General features: G+C 54.5%; 16 protein-coding genes. 8 read left to right on the top strand and 8 right to left on the bottom strand.

The genetic code is table 11. The features are described 5' to 3' along the window. Positions 1 to 39 precede the first annotated feature (39 nt). Entirely contained in the window at positions 40 to 2,946 is a 2,907-nt protein-coding gene (gene rapA / locus PMI17_RS00495) for an RNA polymerase-associated protein RapA (RefSeq protein ID WP_007884985.1), read from the top strand. Between the two features lie 19 nt (positions 2,947 to 2,965). Beyond that, positions 2,966 to 3,625, top strand: a complete 660-nt coding sequence (gene rluA / locus PMI17_RS00490) for a bifunctional tRNA pseudouridine(32) synthase/23S rRNA pseudouridine(746) synthase RluA (RefSeq protein ID WP_007884984.1) — start codon at positions 2,966 to 2,968, stop codon at positions 3,623 to 3,625. A 64-nt stretch (positions 3,626 to 3,689) separates the two neighbouring features. Here rluA and djlA read toward each other — a convergent pair whose 3' ends face one another. Then, entirely contained in the window at positions 3,690 to 4,502 is an 813-nt protein-coding gene (djlA, locus tag PMI17_RS00485; protein ID WP_007884983.1) for a co-chaperone DjlA, read from the bottom strand. Between the two features lie 182 nt (positions 4,503 to 4,684). Between djlA and lptD the strand changes: the two genes are divergently transcribed. Genes lptD through apaH form a run of 6 tightly spaced genes read left to right on the top strand, consistent with a single transcriptional unit; the run spans position 4,685 to position 11,504 of the window. After that, positions 4,685 to 7,054: an LPS assembly protein LptD gene (gene lptD / locus PMI17_RS00480; protein WP_193372766.1), complete on the top strand. Its 2,370-nt coding sequence runs from the start codon at positions 4,685 to 4,687 to the stop codon at positions 7,052 to 7,054. A gap of 54 nt (positions 7,055 to 7,108) precedes the next feature. Beyond that, positions 7,109 to 8,404 (top strand): peptidylprolyl isomerase SurA, encoded by a 1,296-nt coding sequence (gene surA, locus PMI17_RS00475; RefSeq protein WP_007884980.1) that lies wholly within the window; start codon positions 7,109 to 7,111, stop codon positions 8,402 to 8,404. Further along, on the top strand, positions 8,394 to 9,386 hold the full coding sequence (pdxA, locus tag PMI17_RS00470; protein WP_007884978.1) for a 4-hydroxythreonine-4-phosphate dehydrogenase PdxA: 993 nt from the start codon (positions 8,394 to 8,396) through the stop codon (positions 9,384 to 9,386). The genes surA and pdxA overlap by 11 nt, the downstream gene beginning before the upstream one ends. After that, positions 9,379 to 10,203, top strand: a complete 825-nt coding sequence (gene rsmA / locus PMI17_RS00465; protein ID WP_007884976.1) for a 16S rRNA (adenine(1518)-N(6)/adenine(1519)-N(6))-dimethyltransferase RsmA — start codon at positions 9,379 to 9,381, stop codon at positions 10,201 to 10,203. The genes pdxA and rsmA overlap by 8 nt, the downstream gene beginning before the upstream one ends. Before the next feature lie 4 nt (positions 10,204 to 10,207). Then, positions 10,208 to 10,585 carry a Co2+/Mg2+ efflux protein ApaG gene (gene apaG / locus PMI17_RS00460; protein WP_007884974.1) on the top strand — a complete coding sequence of 126 codons (378 nt, stop codon included), beginning with the start codon at positions 10,208 to 10,210 and terminating at the stop codon, positions 10,583 to 10,585. A 49-nt stretch (positions 10,586 to 10,634) separates the two neighbouring features. After that, positions 10,635 to 11,504, top strand: coding sequence for a bis(5'-nucleosyl)-tetraphosphatase (symmetrical) ApaH (apaH, locus tag PMI17_RS00455; protein ID WP_007884973.1), 870 nt, complete (start codon positions 10,635 to 10,637; stop codon positions 11,502 to 11,504). Between the two features lie 52 nt (positions 11,505 to 11,556). On the opposite strand, the gene folA is transcribed toward apaH, so the two are convergent. The 7 genes from folA to fkpB all read right to left on the bottom strand — a co-directional run bounded on the left by folA (position 11,557) and on the right by fkpB (position 21,007). Next, positions 11,557 to 12,039 carry a type 3 dihydrofolate reductase gene (folA, locus tag PMI17_RS00450; RefSeq protein WP_007884968.1) on the bottom strand — a complete coding sequence of 161 codons (483 nt, stop codon included), beginning with the start codon at positions 12,037 to 12,039 and terminating at the stop codon, positions 11,557 to 11,559. A 285-nt stretch (positions 12,040 to 12,324) separates the two neighbouring features. After that, a complete protein-coding gene (locus PMI17_RS00445; RefSeq protein WP_007884966.1) occupies positions 12,325 to 13,467 on the bottom strand; it encodes a porin in 1,143 nt (380 codons plus the stop codon). Between the two features lie 240 nt (positions 13,468 to 13,707). Continuing rightward, the gene (carB, locus tag PMI17_RS00440) at positions 13,708 to 16,932 is read right to left on the bottom strand and encodes a carbamoyl-phosphate synthase large subunit (RefSeq protein ID WP_007884964.1); all 3,225 of its coding nucleotides are present in this window, start codon (positions 16,930 to 16,932) and stop codon (positions 13,708 to 13,710) included. 13 nt (positions 16,933 to 16,945) lie between these two features. Further along, positions 16,946 to 18,094 (bottom strand): glutamine-hydrolyzing carbamoyl-phosphate synthase small subunit, encoded by a 1,149-nt coding sequence (carA, locus tag PMI17_RS00435; protein WP_007884962.1) that lies wholly within the window; start codon positions 18,092 to 18,094, stop codon positions 16,946 to 16,948. Between the two features lie 469 nt (positions 18,095 to 18,563). Further along, positions 18,564 to 19,379 carry a 4-hydroxy-tetrahydrodipicolinate reductase gene (gene dapB, locus PMI17_RS00430; protein ID WP_007884960.1) on the bottom strand — a complete coding sequence of 272 codons (816 nt, stop codon included), beginning with the start codon at positions 19,377 to 19,379 and terminating at the stop codon, positions 18,564 to 18,566. Between the two features lie 223 nt (positions 19,380 to 19,602). Continuing rightward, positions 19,603 to 20,556 carry a 4-hydroxy-3-methylbut-2-enyl diphosphate reductase gene (gene ispH / locus PMI17_RS00425; protein WP_007884958.1) on the bottom strand — a complete coding sequence of 318 codons (954 nt, stop codon included), beginning with the start codon at positions 20,554 to 20,556 and terminating at the stop codon, positions 19,603 to 19,605. Further along, positions 20,537 to 21,007, bottom strand: a complete 471-nt coding sequence (fkpB, locus tag PMI17_RS00420; RefSeq protein WP_007884956.1) for an FKBP-type peptidyl-prolyl cis-trans isomerase — start codon at positions 21,005 to 21,007, stop codon at positions 20,537 to 20,539. Before fkpB ends, ispH begins: the two co-directional genes overlap by 20 nt. Position 21,008: the final 1 nt, after the last annotated feature.

Raw genomic sequence — 21,008 nt, 5'->3', positions numbered from 1 at the left:
ACTTCTTTATGGCATGTAAGAGAGTCGAGCAAAAAATATATGGTTTTTACACTGGGTCAGCGCTGGATTAGTGATACGGAAAGTGAACTGGGACTGGGCACGGTTGTCGCGATTGATACGCGTATGATTACCATGCTGTTTCCGGCAACCGGCGAAAACCGCCTGTATGCACGAAATGATGCTCCGGTTACCCGTGTAATTTTCAATCCGGGTGACACCATCACCAGCCATGAAGGCTGGCAGATGTGCGTCGATGAAGTCCGCAACGAAAACGAGTTAATGACTTACATCGGCACGCGTCTCGATAACGAAGAAACCGATGTGGTGATGCGTGAAGTGATGCTGGACAGCAAACTGGTGTTCAGCAAGCCGCAGGATCGCTTGTTCGCCGGTCAGCTCGACCGTATGGATCGCTTTGCGCTGCGTTTTCGTGCGCGTAAATATCATAGTGAGCAATATCGTTTGCCGATCAGCGGCCTGCGCGGTATGCGCACCAATCTGATCCCGCATCAGCTGCACATCGCGCACGATGTTGGCCGTCGCCATGCGCCGCGCGTCCTGCTGGCGGACGAAGTGGGCCTGGGTAAAACCATTGAAGCCGGGATGATCATCCAGCAACAGCTGCTGGCCGGTCGCGCCGAACGCGTGCTGATTGTGGTGCCGGAAACGCTGCAACATCAGTGGCTGGTAGAGATGCTGCGTCGCTTTAACCTGCGCTTTGCGCTGTTTGATGATGACCGCTATACCGAAGCCCAGCATGACAGCGATAACGCTTTTGAAACCGAGCAGTTAATTATCTGTTCGCTCGACTTTGTACGCCGTAATAAACAGCGTCTTGAACTGCTGGCGGACGCCGAATGGGATCTGCTGGTGGTCGATGAAGCGCACCACCTCGCGTGGAGCGAAGACGCGCCGAGCCGTGAATATCAGGTCATCGAGCAGCTGGCAGAGAAAACAGCTGGCGTGCTGCTGCTGACCGCAACCCCGGAACAGCTGGGCTTAGAGAGCCACTTTGCCCGTCTGCGCCTGCTCGATCCGAATCGCTTCCACGATTTTGGCCAGTTCGTTGAAGAGCAGCAGCATTATCGCCCGGTGGCAGATGCCGTCAGCTCGCTGCTGGCCGATCACGCCATCAGCAAAGATGAAATGAATCTGATCAACGATTTGATCGGTGAGCAGGATATCGAGCCGTTGCTGCAAGTGGCCAATAGCGATCGCGACGGCAAAGAGGATGCGCGTAAAGAGCTGGTCTCAATGCTGATGGATCGTCACGGCACCAGCCGCGTACTGTTCCGTAACACCCGAAACGGTGTAAAAGGCTTCCCGAAACGCGAGCTGCACCAAATTCGCCTGCCGCTGCCGGCACAGTATCAGACCGCCATTAAAGTCTCCGGCATCATGGGCACGCGCAAAAGTGCAGAAGAGCGCGCGCGCGACATGCTGTATCCCGAGCAGATTTATCAGGAATTCGAAGGCGATAGCGGCACCTGGTGGAACTTCGATCCCCGCGTTGAGTGGCTGATGGGCTATCTCACCAGCAACCGCAAAGAGAAAGTGCTGGTGATTTGCGCCAAAGCGGCCACCGCGCTGCAGCTGGAGCAGGTACTGCGTGAGCGTGAAGGTATTCGCGCTGCTGTATTCCACGAAGGTTTGTCGATCATTGAACGCGACCGTGCAGCCGCCTTCTTCGCCTCCGAAGAGGATGGCGCGCAGGTATTGCTGTGCTCGGAAATCGGTTCAGAAGGCCGTAACTTCCAGTTCGCCAGTCGTCTGGTGATGTTCGATTTGCCGTTCAACCCCGATCTACTGGAACAGCGTATCGGTCGTCTCGATCGTATCGGCCAAATGCATGACATCCAGATTCTGGTGCCGTGGCTGGAAAAAACCGCCCAGGCAGTGCTGCTGCGCTGGTATCACGAAGGTCTGGACGCGTTTGAGCATACCTGTCCAACCGGCCGCGCGATCTATGACAACGAGTACAAGCAGCTGATTGAATACCTCGCCGCGCCGGAAAACCCGCAGGGGCTGGATGCGTTCATCACCGAGAGCCGCAAGCAGCATGATGCGCTGAAATCGCAGCTGGAACAGGGGCGCGACCGCCTGCTGGAACTCAACTCCAACGGTGGCGAAGCGGCACAAGCGTTGGCGAATGCCATCGGCGAACAGGATAATGATACCGATCTGGTTAACTTCGCGCTGAACCTGTTCGATATCGTCGGCATCAACCAGGAAGATCGCAGCGACAGCCTGATTGTGCTGACGCCATCCGATCACATGCTGGTGCCCGATTTCCCTGGCCTGCCGGAGGACGGTTGTACCGTAACCTTCAACCGTAATCAGGCGCTGTCACGCGAAGACACGCAGTTCATCACCTGGGAACACCCGCTGATTCTTAATGGTCTCGATCTGATTCTTTCCGGCGATACCGGCAGCTGCGCGCTGTCGCTGCTGAAGAACAAGGCGCTGCCGGTAGGTACGCTGCTGGTGGAGATGATCTATGTGGTTGAAGCGCAAGCGCCGAAAAGCCTGCAGCTCACCCGCTTCTTGCCGCCAACCCCGGTGCGTTTGCTGATGGATCGTGCCGGTAACAATTTGGCTGGCAAGGTCGAGTTTGAAAGCTTTAACCGTCAGCTCAATGCGGTGAATCGCCATACTGGCAGCAAGCTGGTGAATGCCGTGCAGCAAGATGTGCACGAGATTCTGACCCAGGCGGAAAAAGTGATTGTGCCGGAAGCGCAGGCGATTATCGCGGCGGCGAAAGTCGAAGCCGAAGAGAAGCTGGGTTCAGAACTGTCACGCCTCGAAGCGCTGCGCGCTGTTAACCCCAACATCCGTGATGATGAGGTTGAAGCGCTAGAAAGCAATCGCGAGCAGGTGCTGGAAAGCCTGGGCGATGCGGGCTGGCGTCTTGATGCGCTGCGCCTGATCGTCGTGACGCACCAATAATGTTCAGGACCGCGACATCATGCTGATGGAAGCCTACAACCCGCCGCTCGAGCCCTGGCTGCATATTCTCTATCAGGACGAGCACATTATGGTGGTGAATAAACCGAGCGGGTTGCTGTCAGTGCCGGGTCGTCTTGAGGAGCACAAGGATAGCGTGATGACGCGCATCCAGCGTGATTTCCCGCAGGCGGAATCGGTGCATCGTCTTGATATGGCCACCAGCGGCGTGATAATCGTGGCCCTGAATAAAGCGGCAGAGCGTGAACTCAAGCGCCAGTTTCGTGAGCGCGAGCCCTCTAAGTATTATGTGGCGCGTGTTTGGGGACATCCGGCGTCAGAAGAAGGGTTAATCGATCTGCCGCTGATTTGCGACTGGCCGAATCGGCCGAAGCAGATGGTGTGTTTCGAGAACGGCAAGGCGGCGCAAACGGAGTATCAGGTGCTGGAGTACGAAGCGACTCACAGCGCGCGCATCAAGCTGAAGCCGATTACCGGACGTTCACATCAGCTGCGTGTACATCTGCTGGCGCTGGGGCATCCGATTCTCGGTGACCGCTTTTATGCGCACCAAGAGGCGCTGGCGATGGCCCCGCGTTTGCAGCTGCATGCCGAATCTCTGACGATTACCCATCCGGCTTTTGGTAACAGCATGACATTTAGGCAGCCGGCAGAGTTTTAGCTTCTTCCCTCACCCCAACCCTCGCCCGCGCGCGGTAGAGGGCTAAAGTGAGGGAAAAACAAACTTACTTAAACCCCTTCTCCTTACGAATCAAATCGTAAGCCGCCTGGATTTCCTGCGCTTTCTGTTTCGCCATCTCCATCATCTCTGGCGGTAATCCTTTCGCCACCAGTTTATCAGGATGATGCTCGCTCATTAGCTTACGATAAGCGCGTTTGATGGTGGTGCTATCATCGCTGCTTTTCACGCCCAGCACGCTACAGGCATCTTCCAGTGTGGGCCCGCGTTGGGTCTGCTGATACGCACCGCCGTAGGAAGAACCGCCGCCGCCAAACTGCTGCCCGCCCTCCATCATGCGCAGGAACTGATCGAACTGCGCGCGCGAGATGCCTAGCTCTTCCGCAATGACATACAGCACCTGACGTTCGTTGGGATGCAGTGAACCATCGGCGAAAGCGGCCTGGATCTGGATTTCCAGAAACATACGAATCAGATCGAAACGGCCAAAACAGGCGCTGCGTAGCTCGCGCAGTTTATTGCGCAGCGGATAGTCGCTCTGCTTGCCTTCGCGAAACGCACGCTGTGCAGCGCTGCGCGCATCACCATGCAGCTGCATACGATCCATAAATAAGGAAGCAATCTGGATATCCGCTTCGGTCACGCGCCCTTTTGACTTGGTCAAATGGCCCATCACCTGGAAGGTGGTACTGAAAAACAGTGTCTGTCGCGCCTGGTTATTGGCGAAATATCCCTGCCCTTTTACGCTGCGCACTTTGTCAAACATGTGACCAATGATCAGACCCAGTACAATGCCCCAAAAGCCCGCCCCGGAAAATATACCGAGTGCCAGACCAATTACTTTTCCCCAGTAGCGCATAAACTCCTCAATTCGCCATGCTTGCGGCTGAAAATTGCATTATCATACCTGTCATTTATCTCAGCGCCTAACGGCAACGCGGACAGAAAAGGATTAACACTGGCGCAACGCCGGGCAGTAAGTTAGTCTCTGACCGGATTGTCGGCATGATGCCAGTTTTCATGGAATTATCGAAACCGCGTATGAAAAAACGTATACCTACCTTGCTGGCTACCATGATTGGTGCAGCGCTTTATAGCCAGTCATCACTTGCCGACGATCTGATGTCGCAGTGCATGCTGGGCGTGCCGAGCTACAACCGCCCGCTGGTTAATGGCGATACCAATTCGCTGCCGGTCACCATCAATTCTGATTCAGCCAAAGGCAATTATCCGAATGACGCGGTGTTCACTGGCAACGTCGATGTGCAACAGGGCAATAGCCGCTTGCGCGCTGACGAGATGCAACTGCATCAGCGTCCGCAAGATGGGCAAACCACGCCGGTTCGCACCGTGGATGCGCTGGGTAATGTGCACTATGACGACAACCAGGTCATCCTCAAAGGTCCGAAAGCCTGGTCAAATCTGAACACCAAAGACACCAACGTGTGGAATGGTGATTATCAGATGGTTGGCCGCCAGGGCCGCGGCGATGCCGATCAGATGAAACTGCGCGGTAACAATCGGTACACCATTCTGGAAAACGGCAGCTTCACTTCCTGCTTGCCGGGTTCCAACAGCTGGAGCGTGGTCGGTTCCGAGGTGATTCAGGACCGCGAAGAAGAAGTCGCGGAAATCTGGAACGCCCGCTTTAAACTCGGCAATGTGCCAGTGTTCTACAGCCCCTATTTGCAGCTGCCGATTGGCGATCGTCGCCGTTCCGGTTTCCTGATCCCGAATGCGAAGTACGGCAGCAATGACGGCTTCGAATTCATGTTGCCGTACTACTGGAACATTGCACCGCAGGCCGATGCCACTATTACACCGCATTATATGGAAAAACGCGGTCTGCAATTGCAGAACGAATTCCGCTATCTGACGGTGTTTGGCGCGGGCTTGATGGAGCTGGACTACCTGAAGTCAGATAAGCAATACGACAACGATAAAGCGGTGCGCGGAATCGCAGAGAATGACAGCTCCGATCGCTGGTTATTCTACTGGCGTCATGCGGGCGTTTACGATCAGCACTGGCGCTTTAACGCCGACTACACCAAAGTCAGCGATCCTTATTACTTCAACGATCTTGAGTCGAAGTACTATAGCTCAACCGACGGTTACGCCACGCAGAAATTCAGCTTTGGCTATGCGGACACCAACTGGGACGCTACGCTGTCGAGCAAAGACTTCCAGGTCTTCGGTACGACCAGCAATCGAAACGTCTACCGAGCGCAGCCGCAGCTCGACCTAAACTTTTATCAGAATGATATCGGACCGTTCGATGGCCGCGTCTATGCGCAGGCGGTTAAATTCACCAACGTGAATAGCCGCATGCCTGAAGCGACACGTTTGCACATCGAGCCAACGCTGGATCTTCCGCTGTCAAATGGCTGGGCAAGTCTGGATACCGAAGCAAAATTCCTCGCGACCCATTACCAGCAGGATGAAGTTGATTACTACAACACTTCAATTAATACCGCCGGTGATAACCAGCTGAAGAACTCGGTCAATCGTACCCTGCCGCAGTTCAAAGTGGATGGTCGGTTAGTGTTTGACCGTGATATGGATTGGGAGCCAGGCTACACCCAGACGCTGGAACCACGTGTTCAGTATCTTTACGTCCCGTATCGCAATCAAAGCGATATCTATCCATACGACTCAACGCTGCTGCAAACCGACTACACCGGTCTGTTCCGCGATCGTACTTATAGCGGCCTCGATCGTATCGCTTCGGCGAACGAAGTGGCGACCGGTGTCACCACGCGTATTTATGATAACGATCTGGTTGAACGTTTTAACGTTTCTGTGGGTCAAATCTACTCGTTTACCCCGTCTCGTACCGGCGTAAACCAGACAAATAAAGAAGATGACACCGGCAGCCTGGTATGGGCCGGCGACACCTACTGGAAAATCAGCGATCGCTGGGGCGCGCGTGGCGGACTGCAATATGACACCCGCCTTGATGACGTATCGCAGGGTAATGCGGTAGTTGAGTATCGTCAGGACGCCGACCGTATGGTGCAGCTGAGCTATCGCTACAGCAGCCCGGAATATGTGGCACAGGCCCTGAACAACTCAAACCTGGTGACTAACCCGATCTACAAAAACGGGATTTCACAGGTGGGTACCACTGCCAGCTGGCCGATTGCAGATGCCTGGTCACTGGTGGGCGGTTACTACTACGATACGCGCAACAGCCGTCCTGCTGAACAAATGGTCGGACTGCAGTACAGCTCGTGCTGCTATGCCATTCGTCTGGGTTACGAACGCAAGATCAACGGTTGGGAAAACAACGACAGTAAGTATGACAACCAAATCTCATTCAACATTGAGCTGCGTGGTCTGAGTTCCAACTATGGCTTAGGCACCAATCAAATGCTGCGTCAGGGCATCATCCCTTACCAGCGCGCTTTCTGATGTTGTGATGTTTGACAGGCTATCCCGCAGTGCGGAAACAACAATGGATAAAGTATGAAGAACTGGAGAATGCTGATTCTTGGTGTGGCGATTACCGCTAACACTGCGTTCGCAGCCCCACAAGTGGTTGATAAAGTTGCCGCAGTCGTAAATAACGGCGTGGTACTCGAAAGTGACGTTGATGACATGATGCGCACCGTGAAATCACAGGCGCAGCAGGCAAACCAGCAGCTCCCTGATGACAACACATTGCGTCATCAAATCCTTGAACGCCAGGTCATGGATAACATCATTCTGCAAATGGGTGAAAAAGCAGGCGTGCAGATTAGCGATCAGCAACTGGATCAGGCTATTCAAAACATTGCCGCACAGAATCGCATGAGTCTTGATCAGCTGCGTAGTCGTCTGGCTTACGACGGTATGAACTACAACGTCTATCGCGCGCAGATCCGCAAAGAGATGATGATTGCCGAAGTGCGTAATAACGAAGTGCGTCGCCGCGTCACCATCCTGCCGCAGGAAGTGGACACGTTGGCCGCTCAGGTCGGAGCGCAGAACAGCCAGGGTACGGAACTGAACATTAGCCAGATTCTGCTGCCACTGTCAGAGAACCCAACGCAACAGCAGGTTGACGATCAGGAAACGCTGGCGCGCCAATTGGTTGCTCAGCTGAAAAGCGGTGCTGACTTCGGCAAACTGGCCGTCACTTACTCAGCCGATCCACAAGCGCTGAAAGGCGGCAACATGGGTTGGGGTAAAATCGAAGAGCTGCCAACGCTGTTCTCGCAGGCGCTGAGCACCGCGAAGAAAGGCGATATCGTCGGCCCAATCCGTTCAGGTGTCGGCTTCCATATCCTGAAGGTGAACGATCTGCGTGGCGAGAGTAAAAACATCTCCGTGACTGAAGTACACGCGCGTCACATCCTGCTGAAGCCGTCACCGATTCTGACTGACGCGCAGGCTCAAGCGAAGATCGAACAGATCGCGGCCGACATTCAAAGCGGTAAAACCACCTTCGCCGCAGCGGCCAAGCAGTTCTCTGACGATCCGGGTTCTGCCAATCAGGGCGGCGATCTTGGCTGGGCATCACCGGAAATTTACGATCCGGCATTCCGCGATGCACTGTTGAAACTGCAGAAAGGCCAGGTGAGCCAGCCAGTTCACTCCTCCTTCGGCTGGCATCTGATTCAGCTGCTGGATACGCGTCAGGTCGATAAGACCGATGCTGCGCAGAAAGAGCGCGCCTACCGTATGCTGTTCAACCGTAAATTCGCGGAAGAAGCGCAAACCTGGATGCAGGAACAGCGCGCCAGTGCTTACGTGAAAATTCTGGATAACAATGGTCAGTAATTATCGTGTAGCGATCACTCCCGGCGAACCCGCCGGGATTGGTCCCGACCTCACCGTTCAACTGGCACAGCAAAACTGGCCCGTTGAATTGGTGGTCTGCGGCGACGGCGAGCTTTTGCGCCGTCGCGCTGCTTTATTGGGTTTACCGCTGACGCTGCGCGACTATCAGCCTGGCGTCGCGGCACAACCGCAGCAGGCCGGTACCCTTACGCTACTGCAAGTGGATACCGCGCAGCCCGTCACCGCTGGTGAACTGTGCGTCGCTAACAGCCACTATGTGCTGGAAACGCTGACGCGCGCCTGCGATGGTTGTCTGAAGGGTGAATTCGCTGCGCTGATTACCGGGCCAGTACATAAAGGCGTGATCAACGACGCGGGCATCCCGTTTACCGGTCACACCGAATTTTTCGCCGATCGCGCCGGTGGCGATTTAGTGGTTATGATGCTGGCAACTGAAGAGTTGCGTGTCGCCTTAGCCACGACGCATCTGCCGTTGAAAGATGTGTCTGCAGCAATTACCCGCGATACGCTACATGAAGTGATCACGATTTTGCATCGCGATCTTCAGCTAAAGTTTGGTTTGCCAAATCCGCATATCTTCGTCTGCGGCCTCAATCCGCATGCCGGCGAGAGCGGCCATATGGGCCGTGAAGAGATTGATACCATTATTCCGGCACTCAACGAGCTGCGTCAGCAAGGCATCCAACTCACTGGACCACTGCCAGCGGATACGTTATTCCAGCCGAAATACCTGCAACATGCCGACGCAGTGCTGGCGATGTATCACGACCAGGGCTTACCGGTGCTAAAATTTCAGGGGTTTGGCCGGGCGGTAAATATCACGCTTGGCCTGCCCTTTATCCGGACTTCTGTCGATCACGGCACCGCGCTTGAATTAGCCGGACTGGGTCAGGCGGAACCGGGCAGCTTTATCACGGCGCTTAATCTCGCCATCACTATGATCAAGAGCAGTAATGAATAATCGCGTCCATCAGGGGCATTATGCCCGTAAACGTTTCGGGCAGAACTTTCTGAACGATCAGTACATTATCGACAGCATTGTCTCCGCCATTCATCCGCAAAAAGGCGAAGCCATTGTGGAAATTGGCCCCGGCCTTGGTGCGTTAACCGAACCGGTAGGCGAGCGTCTGGATGAGCTGACCGTTGTCGAGCTGGACCGCGACCTTGCCGCGCGTCTGCAAACGCACCCGTTCCTCGGCCCTAAGCTGACCATCTTCCAGCAGGATGCAATGACCTTTGATTTTTCTGCCCTGGCGCAGGAGAAAGGTCAGCCGCTGCGCGTATTTGGCAACCTGCCGTACAACATCTCCACGCCGCTGATGTTCCACCTTTTCAGCTATACTGGTTCGATTAAAGACATGCACTTCATGTTGCAGAAAGAAGTGGTGAATCGTTTAGTCGCCGGTCCTGGCAGCAAAGCTTATGGTCGTCTGAGCGTGATGGCACAGTACTATTGCCAGGTTATCCCTGTGCTCGAAGTGCCGCCTGAATCGTTCACGCCGCCACCGAAAGTAGATTCGGCCGTGGTGCGTTTGGTGCCTTATACGCAGCCACAGCATCCGGTGAGCGATATTCGTCTGCTGAGCCGCATTACCACAGAAGCCTTTGGTAAACGCCGTAAAACGCTGCGCAACAGCCTTGCTCATATGTTTGCGGCTGGTGCGCTGGATCAATTAGATATCGATGCCTCACTGCGTGCAGAAAACGTTTCTGTGGCGCAATATTGCCAACTGGCAAACTGGTTGAGCAAGCATCAGGCTGAAAACCCGGAGAATTGAGTGCATGAGTGAACTGGCCCGCGTCTGTATCCATGTACATAGTCAGTATGTGGAGTCGCAATCCTTGCCCGACGAGGATCGCTACGTGTTTGCCTACACCATCACCATCCGCAATTTAGGGCGCAGCAGCGTACAGCTGCGCAGCCGCTATTGGCTGATCACCAACGGTAACGGTCGCGAGACTGAAGTCCAGGGCGAAGGCGTGGTCGGCGAGCAGCCGCACATCGCGGCCGGCGGCGAGTATCAATACACCAGCGGCGCGATTCTTGAAACGCCGATGGGCACTATGCAGGGTCACTATGTGATGATCGATGAAGCGGGCGAAGAGTTCAACGTCGAAATTCCCGTGTTCCGACTTGCGGTGCAAACCCACATTCATTAATCCTCCTCCGCCCGGCCCGTCCGGGCGGCGCGTTTTAACCGGACTGACAATGAGTACATACCTGATTGGCGATATCCATGGCTGTTATGACGAGCTTCGTGCGTTGCTGGCGCAGGTCGATTTCGATCCGCAGCAGGACACATTGTGGCTCACCGGCGATCTGGTGGCGCGCGGGCCCGGCTCGCTCAATGTGTTGCGCTATGTGAAATCGCTGGGCGATTGCGTGCGCCTGGTGCTGGGCAATCACGATCTGCACCTGCTGGCGGTGTTTGCCGGTATCAGCCGTAATAAGCCGAAAGATCGCCTGACGCCGCTGCTGGAAGCCGATGATGCCGATGAACTGATCAACTGGTTACGTCGTCAGCCGCTGCTGCAGGTAGATGAAGAGAAGAAGCTATTAATGGCGCATGCCGGGATTACACCGCAGTGGGATCTGGAAACGGCGCAGTTGTGCGCGCGCGAAGTAGAAGCGGTGCTTTCCAGCGACAGCTATCCGCTGTTTCTCGACGCCATGTACGGCGACATGCCAAACAACTGGACGCCGGAGCTTAGCGGGCTGGCGCGCCTGCGGTTTAGCACCAATGCGCTAACGCGCATGCGCTTCTGCTTTCCAAATGGTCAGCTGGATATGATTTGCAAGGAATCCCCGGAATCTGCACCACCGCCGCTGAAGCCGTGGTTTATGGTGCCGAGCAAGATCGACAGCGACTACACGCAGATTTTCGGTCATTGGGCATCACTGGAAGGAAAAGGTACACCGGAACACGTAATTGGTCTGGATACCGGTTGCTGCTGGGGCGGAACACTGACGCTGTTGCATTGGGAAACCAAACAATATTACGTGCAAGCCTCGAATCGTGAACAGGCGATGGCGGAAAGCGCCGCCAGCGCACATCCACCGTTAAGCGATACGCCGTAATTAAAAAACCCCGCTTTAGCGGGGTTTTTTATTGGTCACCTGAAGGCCAACCCTACTTACGGCGATCCAGAATCTCAAAGCAGTAGCTGTGCGAGTTCTGCTCGTCGGCATCGTGGAATTCGCTAAAGTTTGATTGCCACTCATCCGGCTCATAATCCGGGAATTGCGTATCCCCTTCCACTTCCGCGTCGATATGCGTCAGATACAGACGATCTGCGCGCGCCAGCATCTGCTCGTAAACGCGTCCACCGCCAATCACCATCATCTCTTCTACATCGCCCGCAGCTTTCACCGCCTCTTCCAGCGAGGTCACCCAGGTTACGCCATCATGGTTGCCAGGCTGGCTGCTGACCACAATATTAAGACGTCCAGGCAGCGGACGGCCAATGGATTCAAAGGTTAGGCGGCCCATAATCACCGGCTTATTCAGGGTATTACGTTTGAACCACGCCAAATCTGCTGGCAGATTCCATGGCATGGCGTTTTCCATACCAATAATGCGATCCGTTGCCAGTGCCGCGATCAGACTAATCATGTTAAAAGACCTACTGGAAAAAATTGGCGCCATCATACGTAAAGGCGAAACTTTCGTCGATAGGCCGACCCCGCTATTTGCGTAAAGCTCCGATGCCACCGCACTTTTGTTATTGGACAGAGTTTTACACCGACTTTCCCAGCAATAGCGGGGAGAGGCGCCAGAAATTGCTGGCGAGGCGGCACAACTCAGCACGAACCCGTGGACACTCGGTATGGCAGTGTAAAGAAAAACGCACTCTGTGCACCAAAAGAAAACGGCTCCCGCAGGAGCCGTTAAGACGATTTAGAAATCGTAGCGCAGACGCACCAGGTTGACGTTACCCAGTGATTTGTCGGTGCTTGAGGTGATGACATATTCGTAATCAATACGGAAGCCGTAGTCGAGTTGTGCGCTCACGCCAACCCCATTATCGATACGTTTGTAATCACGTCCGTTGACGAACTCCAGACGGTCACCCATGAAGTAAGGCTGAATTGATTTCACCGCATACTGACCGATTGGGAATTTGTAACCGGCAAAGTATTCAATACCCCACGCGTCATCCGCGAAGTAGTTGTTTACCGTATTACGTTTGGTTGGAGAGAAGTTTTCATACCAACCCGCACCTGCTGACAGCGTCCAGTTATCCGGCGTCCAGCTCAATGCGGTACCGTAGATATTCTGGTCGTAGCGCTTGCTGTCACCATTGCCTGGATTACGAATATCTGCGCGGGTGTAGTTCCACGCGGTTCCCCATGCCAGATCTTTGGTGATGTGATAGTTCACACCCAGCGAGCCGCCGCCTTTACGCTTGTAGCGTAGGCCGTTACCCGGCAGGAACTCGTTATCTTCAAACAGATAAGATGCATACACATCTGCATCGCCGAAGGTGTTTTTGTACTTCAACATTTTGCGCGAGCGATATGAACCATCGTAATCGCCATTAATACCGTTGCCTGGGCCCTGAGCCAACATGTCATAGTCCCAGATATCGGTCTTCGCGCCCACTACATCGTAGTAAACGCTGTTCTGCTGACCAAAGTAGAGCTCACCCAAAGTGGCACTTTTGAAGCCCGTGTAAAGTTGGCGACGGGTGGTATTGTTGGCGCCATCAGCATGATGATTGTCCCAACCCCACCAAGCCGGGAAGTTAACACCCAGCTCGTAGTAACCGACCCAGCTTACGTCATCAAACAGGTAGTAATTCGCAGTGAAGCGGAAACGTGAACCGCCATCATAGCCATTACGTTTATAGGATTGGTCGTTCACACCATTTTGGTGCTGGAACTGCGGACGAATACTGCCGCCCACTTTGAAGTCGAGACGGCTGAGCGGATCGCCCGCCTGGGGATCCTGCTTGAGTAAAGTAATTTCCGCCTGGCTGGCGAGTGGCGCCGCTGCGAGTAACGCAGCAATAGCGCTGAGAGTGAAAGCACGCATTTGCATTTTTTATATCCCAGTTAAGGTGAGCGCTCTATTGGTGAGCGAGCGAAATAGTACGGTGCGCTTACTGGGTTCTTATTTATAATTTTGTGCGGATATTCCGAGGTGTAACGTTTTCCGCATCAACTGATAAAAGTTATGTCAAATCTAAAGAATTTTAACGTATAAGCATTTCCATATTGCAGCAAATGACAAAATAAAAACGGCCCCCGAAGGAGCCGCTTATTTTAGCTAACGAACTGATTAGCCTTTAATTTGCGCATGCATTTCCTGCACGGAAATCACCTGCTCTGTTGGATCCGCATTCAGCGCCATCGCAGTAGCAAAGCCGCCGTTCAGCGTAGTGTCGTAATGCACCTTATATTGCAGTGCGCTGCGACGAATCAGCTTAGAGTCTTCAATCGCCTGACGTCCTGCAGTGGTGTTCACGATGTAAGCATATTCGCCGTTCTTCAGACGATCCTGAATGTGCGGACGACCTTCATGCACCTTGTTCACCAGACGTGGATTAATGCCAGCTTCGCCCAGTACCACTGCGGTGCCGTGCGTGGCATCCAGCTCGAAACCAAACTTCTGCAGCTTCGCCGCCAGGTCGACGATACGTTTCTTATCGCCTTCACGTACTGACAACAGTGCACGGCCGGTTTTCTTCATATTGCTCTGCGCGCCCAGCATCGCTTTCGCAAAGGCTTCTGCGAAGGTTCGACCAACGCCCATCACTTCACCGGTAGAGCGCATTTCAGGGCCGAGAATCGGGTCAACACCTGGGAACTTGTTGAACGGCAGCACCACTTCTTTTACCGAGTAATACGGAGGAATCACTTCTTTGGTGACGCCCTGCTCCGCCAGCGTTTTGCCGGCCATTACGCGCGCCGCTACTTTCGCCAGCGCCACGCCGGTGGCTTTCGACACAAACGGTACGGTACGTGCGGCACGCGGGTTAACCTCAATCAGGTAAACCTCGTTGTCCTTCACCGCAAACTGCACGTTCATCAAGCCGCGTACGTTCAGCTCAAAGGCCAGTTTCTCTACCTGCTGGCGCATCACGTTCTGAATTTCAGTGCTCAGCGTGTAGGCTGGCAGTGAACATGCGGAGTCACCGGAGTGCACGCCTGCTTGCTCGATGTGCTCCATAATGCCGCCAATCAGCACACGCTCGCCGTCGCAAATCGCATCTACATCCACTTCAACCGCGTCGTCGAGGAAACGATCCAGCAACACCGGCGCATCGTTAGAGACCGAAACCGCGGTCTGGAAGTAGCGCTTCAGGTCGATTTCATCGTAAACGATTTCCATCGCGCGGCCGCCCAGCACATAAGAAGGACGTACCACCAGCGGATAGCCGATACCGGCCGCTTTTTCTACCGCCTGCTCCAGCGTGGCAACGGTGGCGTTCGCCGGTTGCTTCAGATTCAGGCGATCAACCGCCTGCTGGAAACGTTCACGGTCTTCTGCACGGTCAATGGCATCCGGGCTGGTACCAATCACCGGCACGCCAGCCGCTTCCAGCGCGCGCGCCAGTTTCAGCGGAGTCTGGCCGCCATACTGCACGATGACGCCTTTTGGTTGCTCAATGCGCACGATTTCCAGCACATCTTCCAGCGTGACCGGCTCGAAGTAGAGGCGATCTGAGGTGTCATAATCGGTCGATACGGTTTCCGGGTTACAGTTAACCATGATGGTTTCGTAACCGTCTTCACGCAGTGCCAGCGCCGCATGCACGCAGCAGTAATCAAACTCGATGCCCTGGCCGATACGGTTTGGACCACCGCCCAGAATCATAATTTTTTCACGATCCTGATTTGGATTGGCTTCGCACTCCTCCTCGTAGGTTGAGTACATATACGCGGTATCGGTGGCAAATTCAGCGGCGCAGGTATCGACGCGTTTGTAGACCGGATGCAGATTAAACTGCTGACGCAGCTTGCGAATTTCGCCTTCTGAAACGCCGGCCAGCGTGGCCAGACGCACATCGGCAAAGCCTTTACGTTTCAGGGCCCGCAGGAATTCAGCATTCAGCGAGTTCACGCCTTCGCGTTCAACCTGCTCTTCCAGACGCACCAGCTCTTCAATCTGTACCAGGAACCAGCGGTCGATGTTGGTGAGATTGAACACGCCATCCACCGACATGCCAGCACGGAAGGCATCGGCGATGTACCAGATACGGTCAGAACCGGCATCTTTCAGCTCACGGCGAATGCGCGTCAGTGCTTCGGCATCGTCCAGGCTGACTTTCGGGTCAAAACCGTTGGCGCCCACTTCCAGGCCGCGCAGCGCTTTCTGCATCGATTCCTGGAAAGTACGGCCAATCGCCATCACTTCACCCACTGATTTCATCTGCGTAGTCAGGCGATCGTTGGCGCCAGCGAACTTCTCGAAGTTGAAACGAGGAATTTTAGTCACGACGTAGTCGATAGAGGGTTCAAACGACGCAGGCGTTAAGCCGCCGGTGATGTCGTTCATCAGCTCATCGAGGGTGAAGCCCACCGCCAGCTTCGCTGCCACTTTAGCAATCGGGAAGCCGGTGGCTTTCGATGCCAGCGCCGACGAACGGGACACGCGCGGGTTCATTTCGATAACGATCATACGGCCATCTTTCGGGTTCACCGAGAACTGAACGTTAGAACCGCCGGTTTCTACACCGATCTCACGCAGTACCGCCAGCGAGGCGTTACGCATGATTTGATACTCTTTGTCGGTCAGGGTTTGCGCTGGCGCCACGGTGATCGAGTCACCGGTGTGGATGCCCATCGCATCGAAGTTTTCGATTGAACAGACGATGATGCAGTTGTCGTTTTTATCACGCACCACTTCCATCTCGTACTCTTTCCAGCCAATCAGCGACTCGTCAATCAGCAGCTCATTGGTTGGAGACAGATCCAGACCGCGCTCGCAAATCTCTTCGAACTCTTCGCGGTTATAGGCGATACCGCCGCCGGTGCCGCCCATGGTAAAGGAAGGACGGATGATGCACGGGAAGCCAACGTCTTCGGCCACCGCCAGCGCTTCTTCCATGTTGTGCGCAATACCGGAACGCGCGGTGCCCAAACCAATGCTTTTCATCGCTACGTCGAAACGGCGGCGATCTTCGGCTTTGTCAATCGCATCGGCGGTGGCACCAATCATGGTGACGCCGAATTCAGCCAGCACGCCTTGACGCTCTAGCTCCAGCGCACAGTTCAGCGCAGTCTGGCCGCCCATGGTCGGCAGCACCGCATCCGGGCGCTCTTTTTCGATAATTTTGCGTACCACTTCCCAGTGAATCGGCTCGATGTAGGTGGCATCGGCCATTTCCGGGTCGGTCATGATTGTGGCCGGGTTCGAGTTCACCAGAATGACGCGGTAACCCTCTTCGCGCAGCGCTTTACACGCTTGCGCACCGGAGTAGTCAAATTCACATGCCTGGCCGATTACGATCGGGCCAGCGCCAAGGATCAGGATGGATTTTATGTCTGTACGTTTTGGCATCGTGGGCTCCTGATTACTTCGCGTTAGAACGGTAAGCTTCGATCAGTTCGATAAAGTGATCGAACAGCGGCGCCGCGTCGTGCGGGCCTGGGCTCGCTTCCGGATGTCCCTGGAAGCTGAAGGCCGGTTTGTCGGTGCGATGAATGCCCTGCACGGTTTTGTCGAACAGCGACACATGCGTCACGCGCAGATTCGCTGGCAACTGGCTGTCATCAACCGCAAAACCGTGGTTCTGCGCGGTAATCATCACGGTATTGTTATCGAGATCTTTCACCGGGTGGTTGCCGCCGTGGTGGCCGAGCTTCATCTTGATGGTTTTAGCACCGCTCGCCAGCGCTAATAACTGATGGCCGAGGCAGATGCCGAACACTGGAATGTCCGTGTTCAGGAACGCCTGAATCGCGTTAATGGCATAGTCGCACGGCTCAGGATCGCCAGGGCCATTCGACAGGAAAATACCGTCTGGATTAAGTGCCAGCACCTCGTCTGCCGGGGTTTGTGCCGGTACCACCGTCAGGCGGCAGCCGCGATCCACCAGCATGCGCAGGATATTGCGCTTAGCGCCGTAATCATAGGCCACCACGTGGAACGGCAGCGCTTCCGCGCTTTTCTGCTCCGGCAGGTCGCCTTCCAGCGTCCAACTGCCCTGCTGCCATGCGTAGGTCTCTGCGGTGGTGACTTCTTTCGCCAGATCCATCCCTTTCAAGCCCGGGAACGCCTGCGCTTTCTGTAGCGCCAGTGCGGCATCCGGATTATCGCCCGCAATAATGCAGCCACTCTGAGCACCTTTCTCACGCAGCAAACGGGTCAGTTTGCGCGTGTCGATATCGGCGATACCGACGATGTTATTGCGCTGCAGGTAAGCTGACAGACTCTCTTCACTGCGGAAGTTGCTGGTAATCAGCGGCAGATCGCGAATAACGAGGCCTTGAGCATGGATTTGGCTGGATTCTTCATCGGCGGCGTTAACGCCAACATTGCCGATATGGGGATAAGTGAGGGTAACGATTTGGCGGGAATAGGAAGGATCAGTGAGGATTTCTTGATAACCGGTCATTGAAGTGTTGAAAACAACTTCTCCCACTGCCGACCCCGTTGCCCCGATGGCCCGACCGTGGAATTGGGTTCCGTCTTCCAGAACCAAGAGCGCTGACTTAATCAAAACATCCTCCAGGGAATAAACAGTCACAATATTTGCATATTAATTCAAAAGCAGTGCCAGAATCAATGCAAAACCCGCCTGAGTACTCGAATTTTGGCAAATTGCGCGCATTCTAATGATCGACCCGCAGCTTGTCTACACCACGTGGCTATTTTTTTGTATATTTCGGGCAACTGAATGTTAAAAACGGGGAAAGGCGACAAAAGAGCGTGATAACTCGGAAAAATAATCGGTTGCCTGGCGGCAATAATCACAAAATGGTGCTAGCACGCATAAATTTTTGACCAAATGGTCAAAAACAGCCTTAAGCAGGCTGATAAATAACCAAAAGCCACGATAAATAAAGACTTCATGATAAATACACAACAAGATGGTTATTTATAGATAAAATAAAGGGCAATGAAAACATTGCCCTCGTCAATCAAGGTCTTACCGATTGAAATAACCACATCACGATGGTTCACAACACTCACAACATCGATAAATCCAGCACGTCACGCATGTCATAAAGGCCAGATTTGTTGTTCTTAAGCCAGCTTGCAGCCTTAACCGCGCCATTTGCGAAGGTCATGCGGCTGGAAGCCTTGTGGGTAATCTCTACGCGCTCGCCGATATCCGCAAACATCGCAGTATGTTCGCCCACGATATCGCCGGCGCGCACCGTAGCGAAACCGATGGTTTGTGCTTTACGCTCACCGGTATGGCCTTCACGGGCATACACCGCATGCTCGTCCAGCTTCCAGTTCATGGCATCGGCAATGGCTTCGCCCATTGCCAGCGCGGTACCTGATGGTGCATCAACTTTATGACGGTGATGCGCTTCTACAATTTCAATATCTGCGTAGTCACCCATCACTTTCGCTGCCTGCTGCAGCAGGTTTAGCACCAGATTGACGCCAACACTGAAGTTGGCGGCAAACACGATACCAATCTCTTGCGCAGCCGCGCGAATCGCTGCTTTACCCGCCTCATCAAAACCGGTGGTACCGATCACCATCGCCTTTTTGTGCTGGCGGCAAAACGCCAGATACTCCAGCGTGCCTTCCGGGCGGGTGAAGTCGATTAAGACATCGAAATCATTGCTCACCTGATGCAGATCGTCGGTGACGATCACGCCGGTTTTGCCGACGCCCGCCAACTCCCCCGCATCAACACCCAACAGCGAGGAACCGCTGCGCGCCAATGCGGCACCGAGCACGACACCTTCCGCCTGCTGAACGGCCTGAATCAAATTGCGTCCCATGCGACCCGGCGCACCAACGATAGCAATGCGGATTTCACTCATAATTATTCATTCCTGATACAAATCTATGCATATAAAGCGTAAACAGGTTAACGGTCCGATAACCGTCACGCCACAATAATAAAGGGATAATAAGAATTTTATGCCAGCCGCGAAACATTATCAGTAAAAGCAATCCCGCATGCTGGAAGTGGGATTTTAGGTGGCGACAGACAAAGAAAAGGCCGAACAATGTCGGCCTGATTTTTACTGTGGCGCGAAGCGCTTACTGCACGTTGCGTACGTCGACGCGCAGCTCTTTCGGTACTTCAAACACGATGTTCTCTTCGCGACCAATCAGCTCAATGGCTGCTTCTCCGCCGAGCTCACGCAAACGCTGGATTACCTGCTGCACCAGAATATCCGGCGCTGATGCTCCCGCGGTGACGCCGATGATCTGCTTATCTTTGACCCACTCTTCCTGGATGTCATCCGCTGAATCAATCAGCTTCGCCAGCTTGCCAGCACGCTGCGCCAGTTCCGCCAGGCGATTAGAGTTAGAGGAGTTTTTCGACCCCACCACCAGCACCACTTCAGCATCACGCGCCAACACGCGTACCGCTTCCTGACGGTTAGTGGTGGCATAGCAGATGTCATCTTTGCGTGGACCGATAATTGCCGGGAAGCGCTGACGCAAAGCATCAATCACGTCCGAGGTATCATCGACGGAGAGCGTAGTCTGCGTCATAAAGCATAGATTGCGCTCATCTTTCACGTTCAGCTTAAACACATCTTCCGGTGATTCCACCAGATACATGCCACCGTTCGGATTACTGTATTGGCCCATGGTGCCTTCCACTTCGGGATGGCCCGCGTGACCAATGAGGATCGCTTCGACACCTTTGCGGCTGGCGCGCGCGACTTCCATATGCACTTTGGTCACCAGCGGACAGGTGGCATCGAACAACATGGTGAGATTACGTGCTTTGGCTTCGGCGCGAACCGCTTGTGAGACACCGTGCGCCGAGAAGATCAAAATCGCGTTGTCTGGCACTTCGGCGATCTCTTCAATGAAGATGGCGCCGCGCTCGCGCAGGCTGCTCACCACGTAGCGGTTATGCACCACTTCGTGGCGCACATAGATGGGCGCGCCATACATCTCCAGCGCGCGCTCAACGATGCTGATGGCGCGATCGACGCCTGCGCAGAAACCGCGCGGGTTAGCTAACAGGATTTGCATCGTTGCCCTCCAGCACCGGATCAATCTCCAGCACTTCAATGTCGAACTGAATGCGTTGACCCGCTAGCGGATGGTTGAAATCCACGGTGATCGAGTCGCCGGAAACTTCACGAATCACACCCGGCATTTCGCTGCCGCCTCGACCGCTAAACAGCATGATGGCACCCACTTCCGGCTCGCCCGCATCGTTAAAGTCACGGCGCGAGAAGTACTGAACCAGATCCGGACTGGTGCCACCAAACGCATCTTCCGGTTCCAGCGTAAACGCGTGCTTATCGCCCACTTTACGCCCGATCAGCTGCTGTTCCAGCGCGCCCGACAGGCTACCATCGCCCAGACGGAACAGCGCAGGTTTGCCGTTGGCGCGCGTGGATTCAGCTGTCGAACCATCTTCCAGCTTCAGCGTGAAATGCACCAGCAACGCGCTATCGCGCTGAACTAAGTCTGTCATC

The organism is Pantoea sp. GM01 (assembly GCF_000282675.1).
GTDB classification, from domain to species: domain Bacteria; phylum Pseudomonadota; class Gammaproteobacteria; order Enterobacterales; family Enterobacteriaceae; genus Pantoea; species Pantoea nemavictus.
Note: the sequence above shows the minus strand (reverse complement) of the source record. Positions and strands in the feature narration are given on the sequence as shown.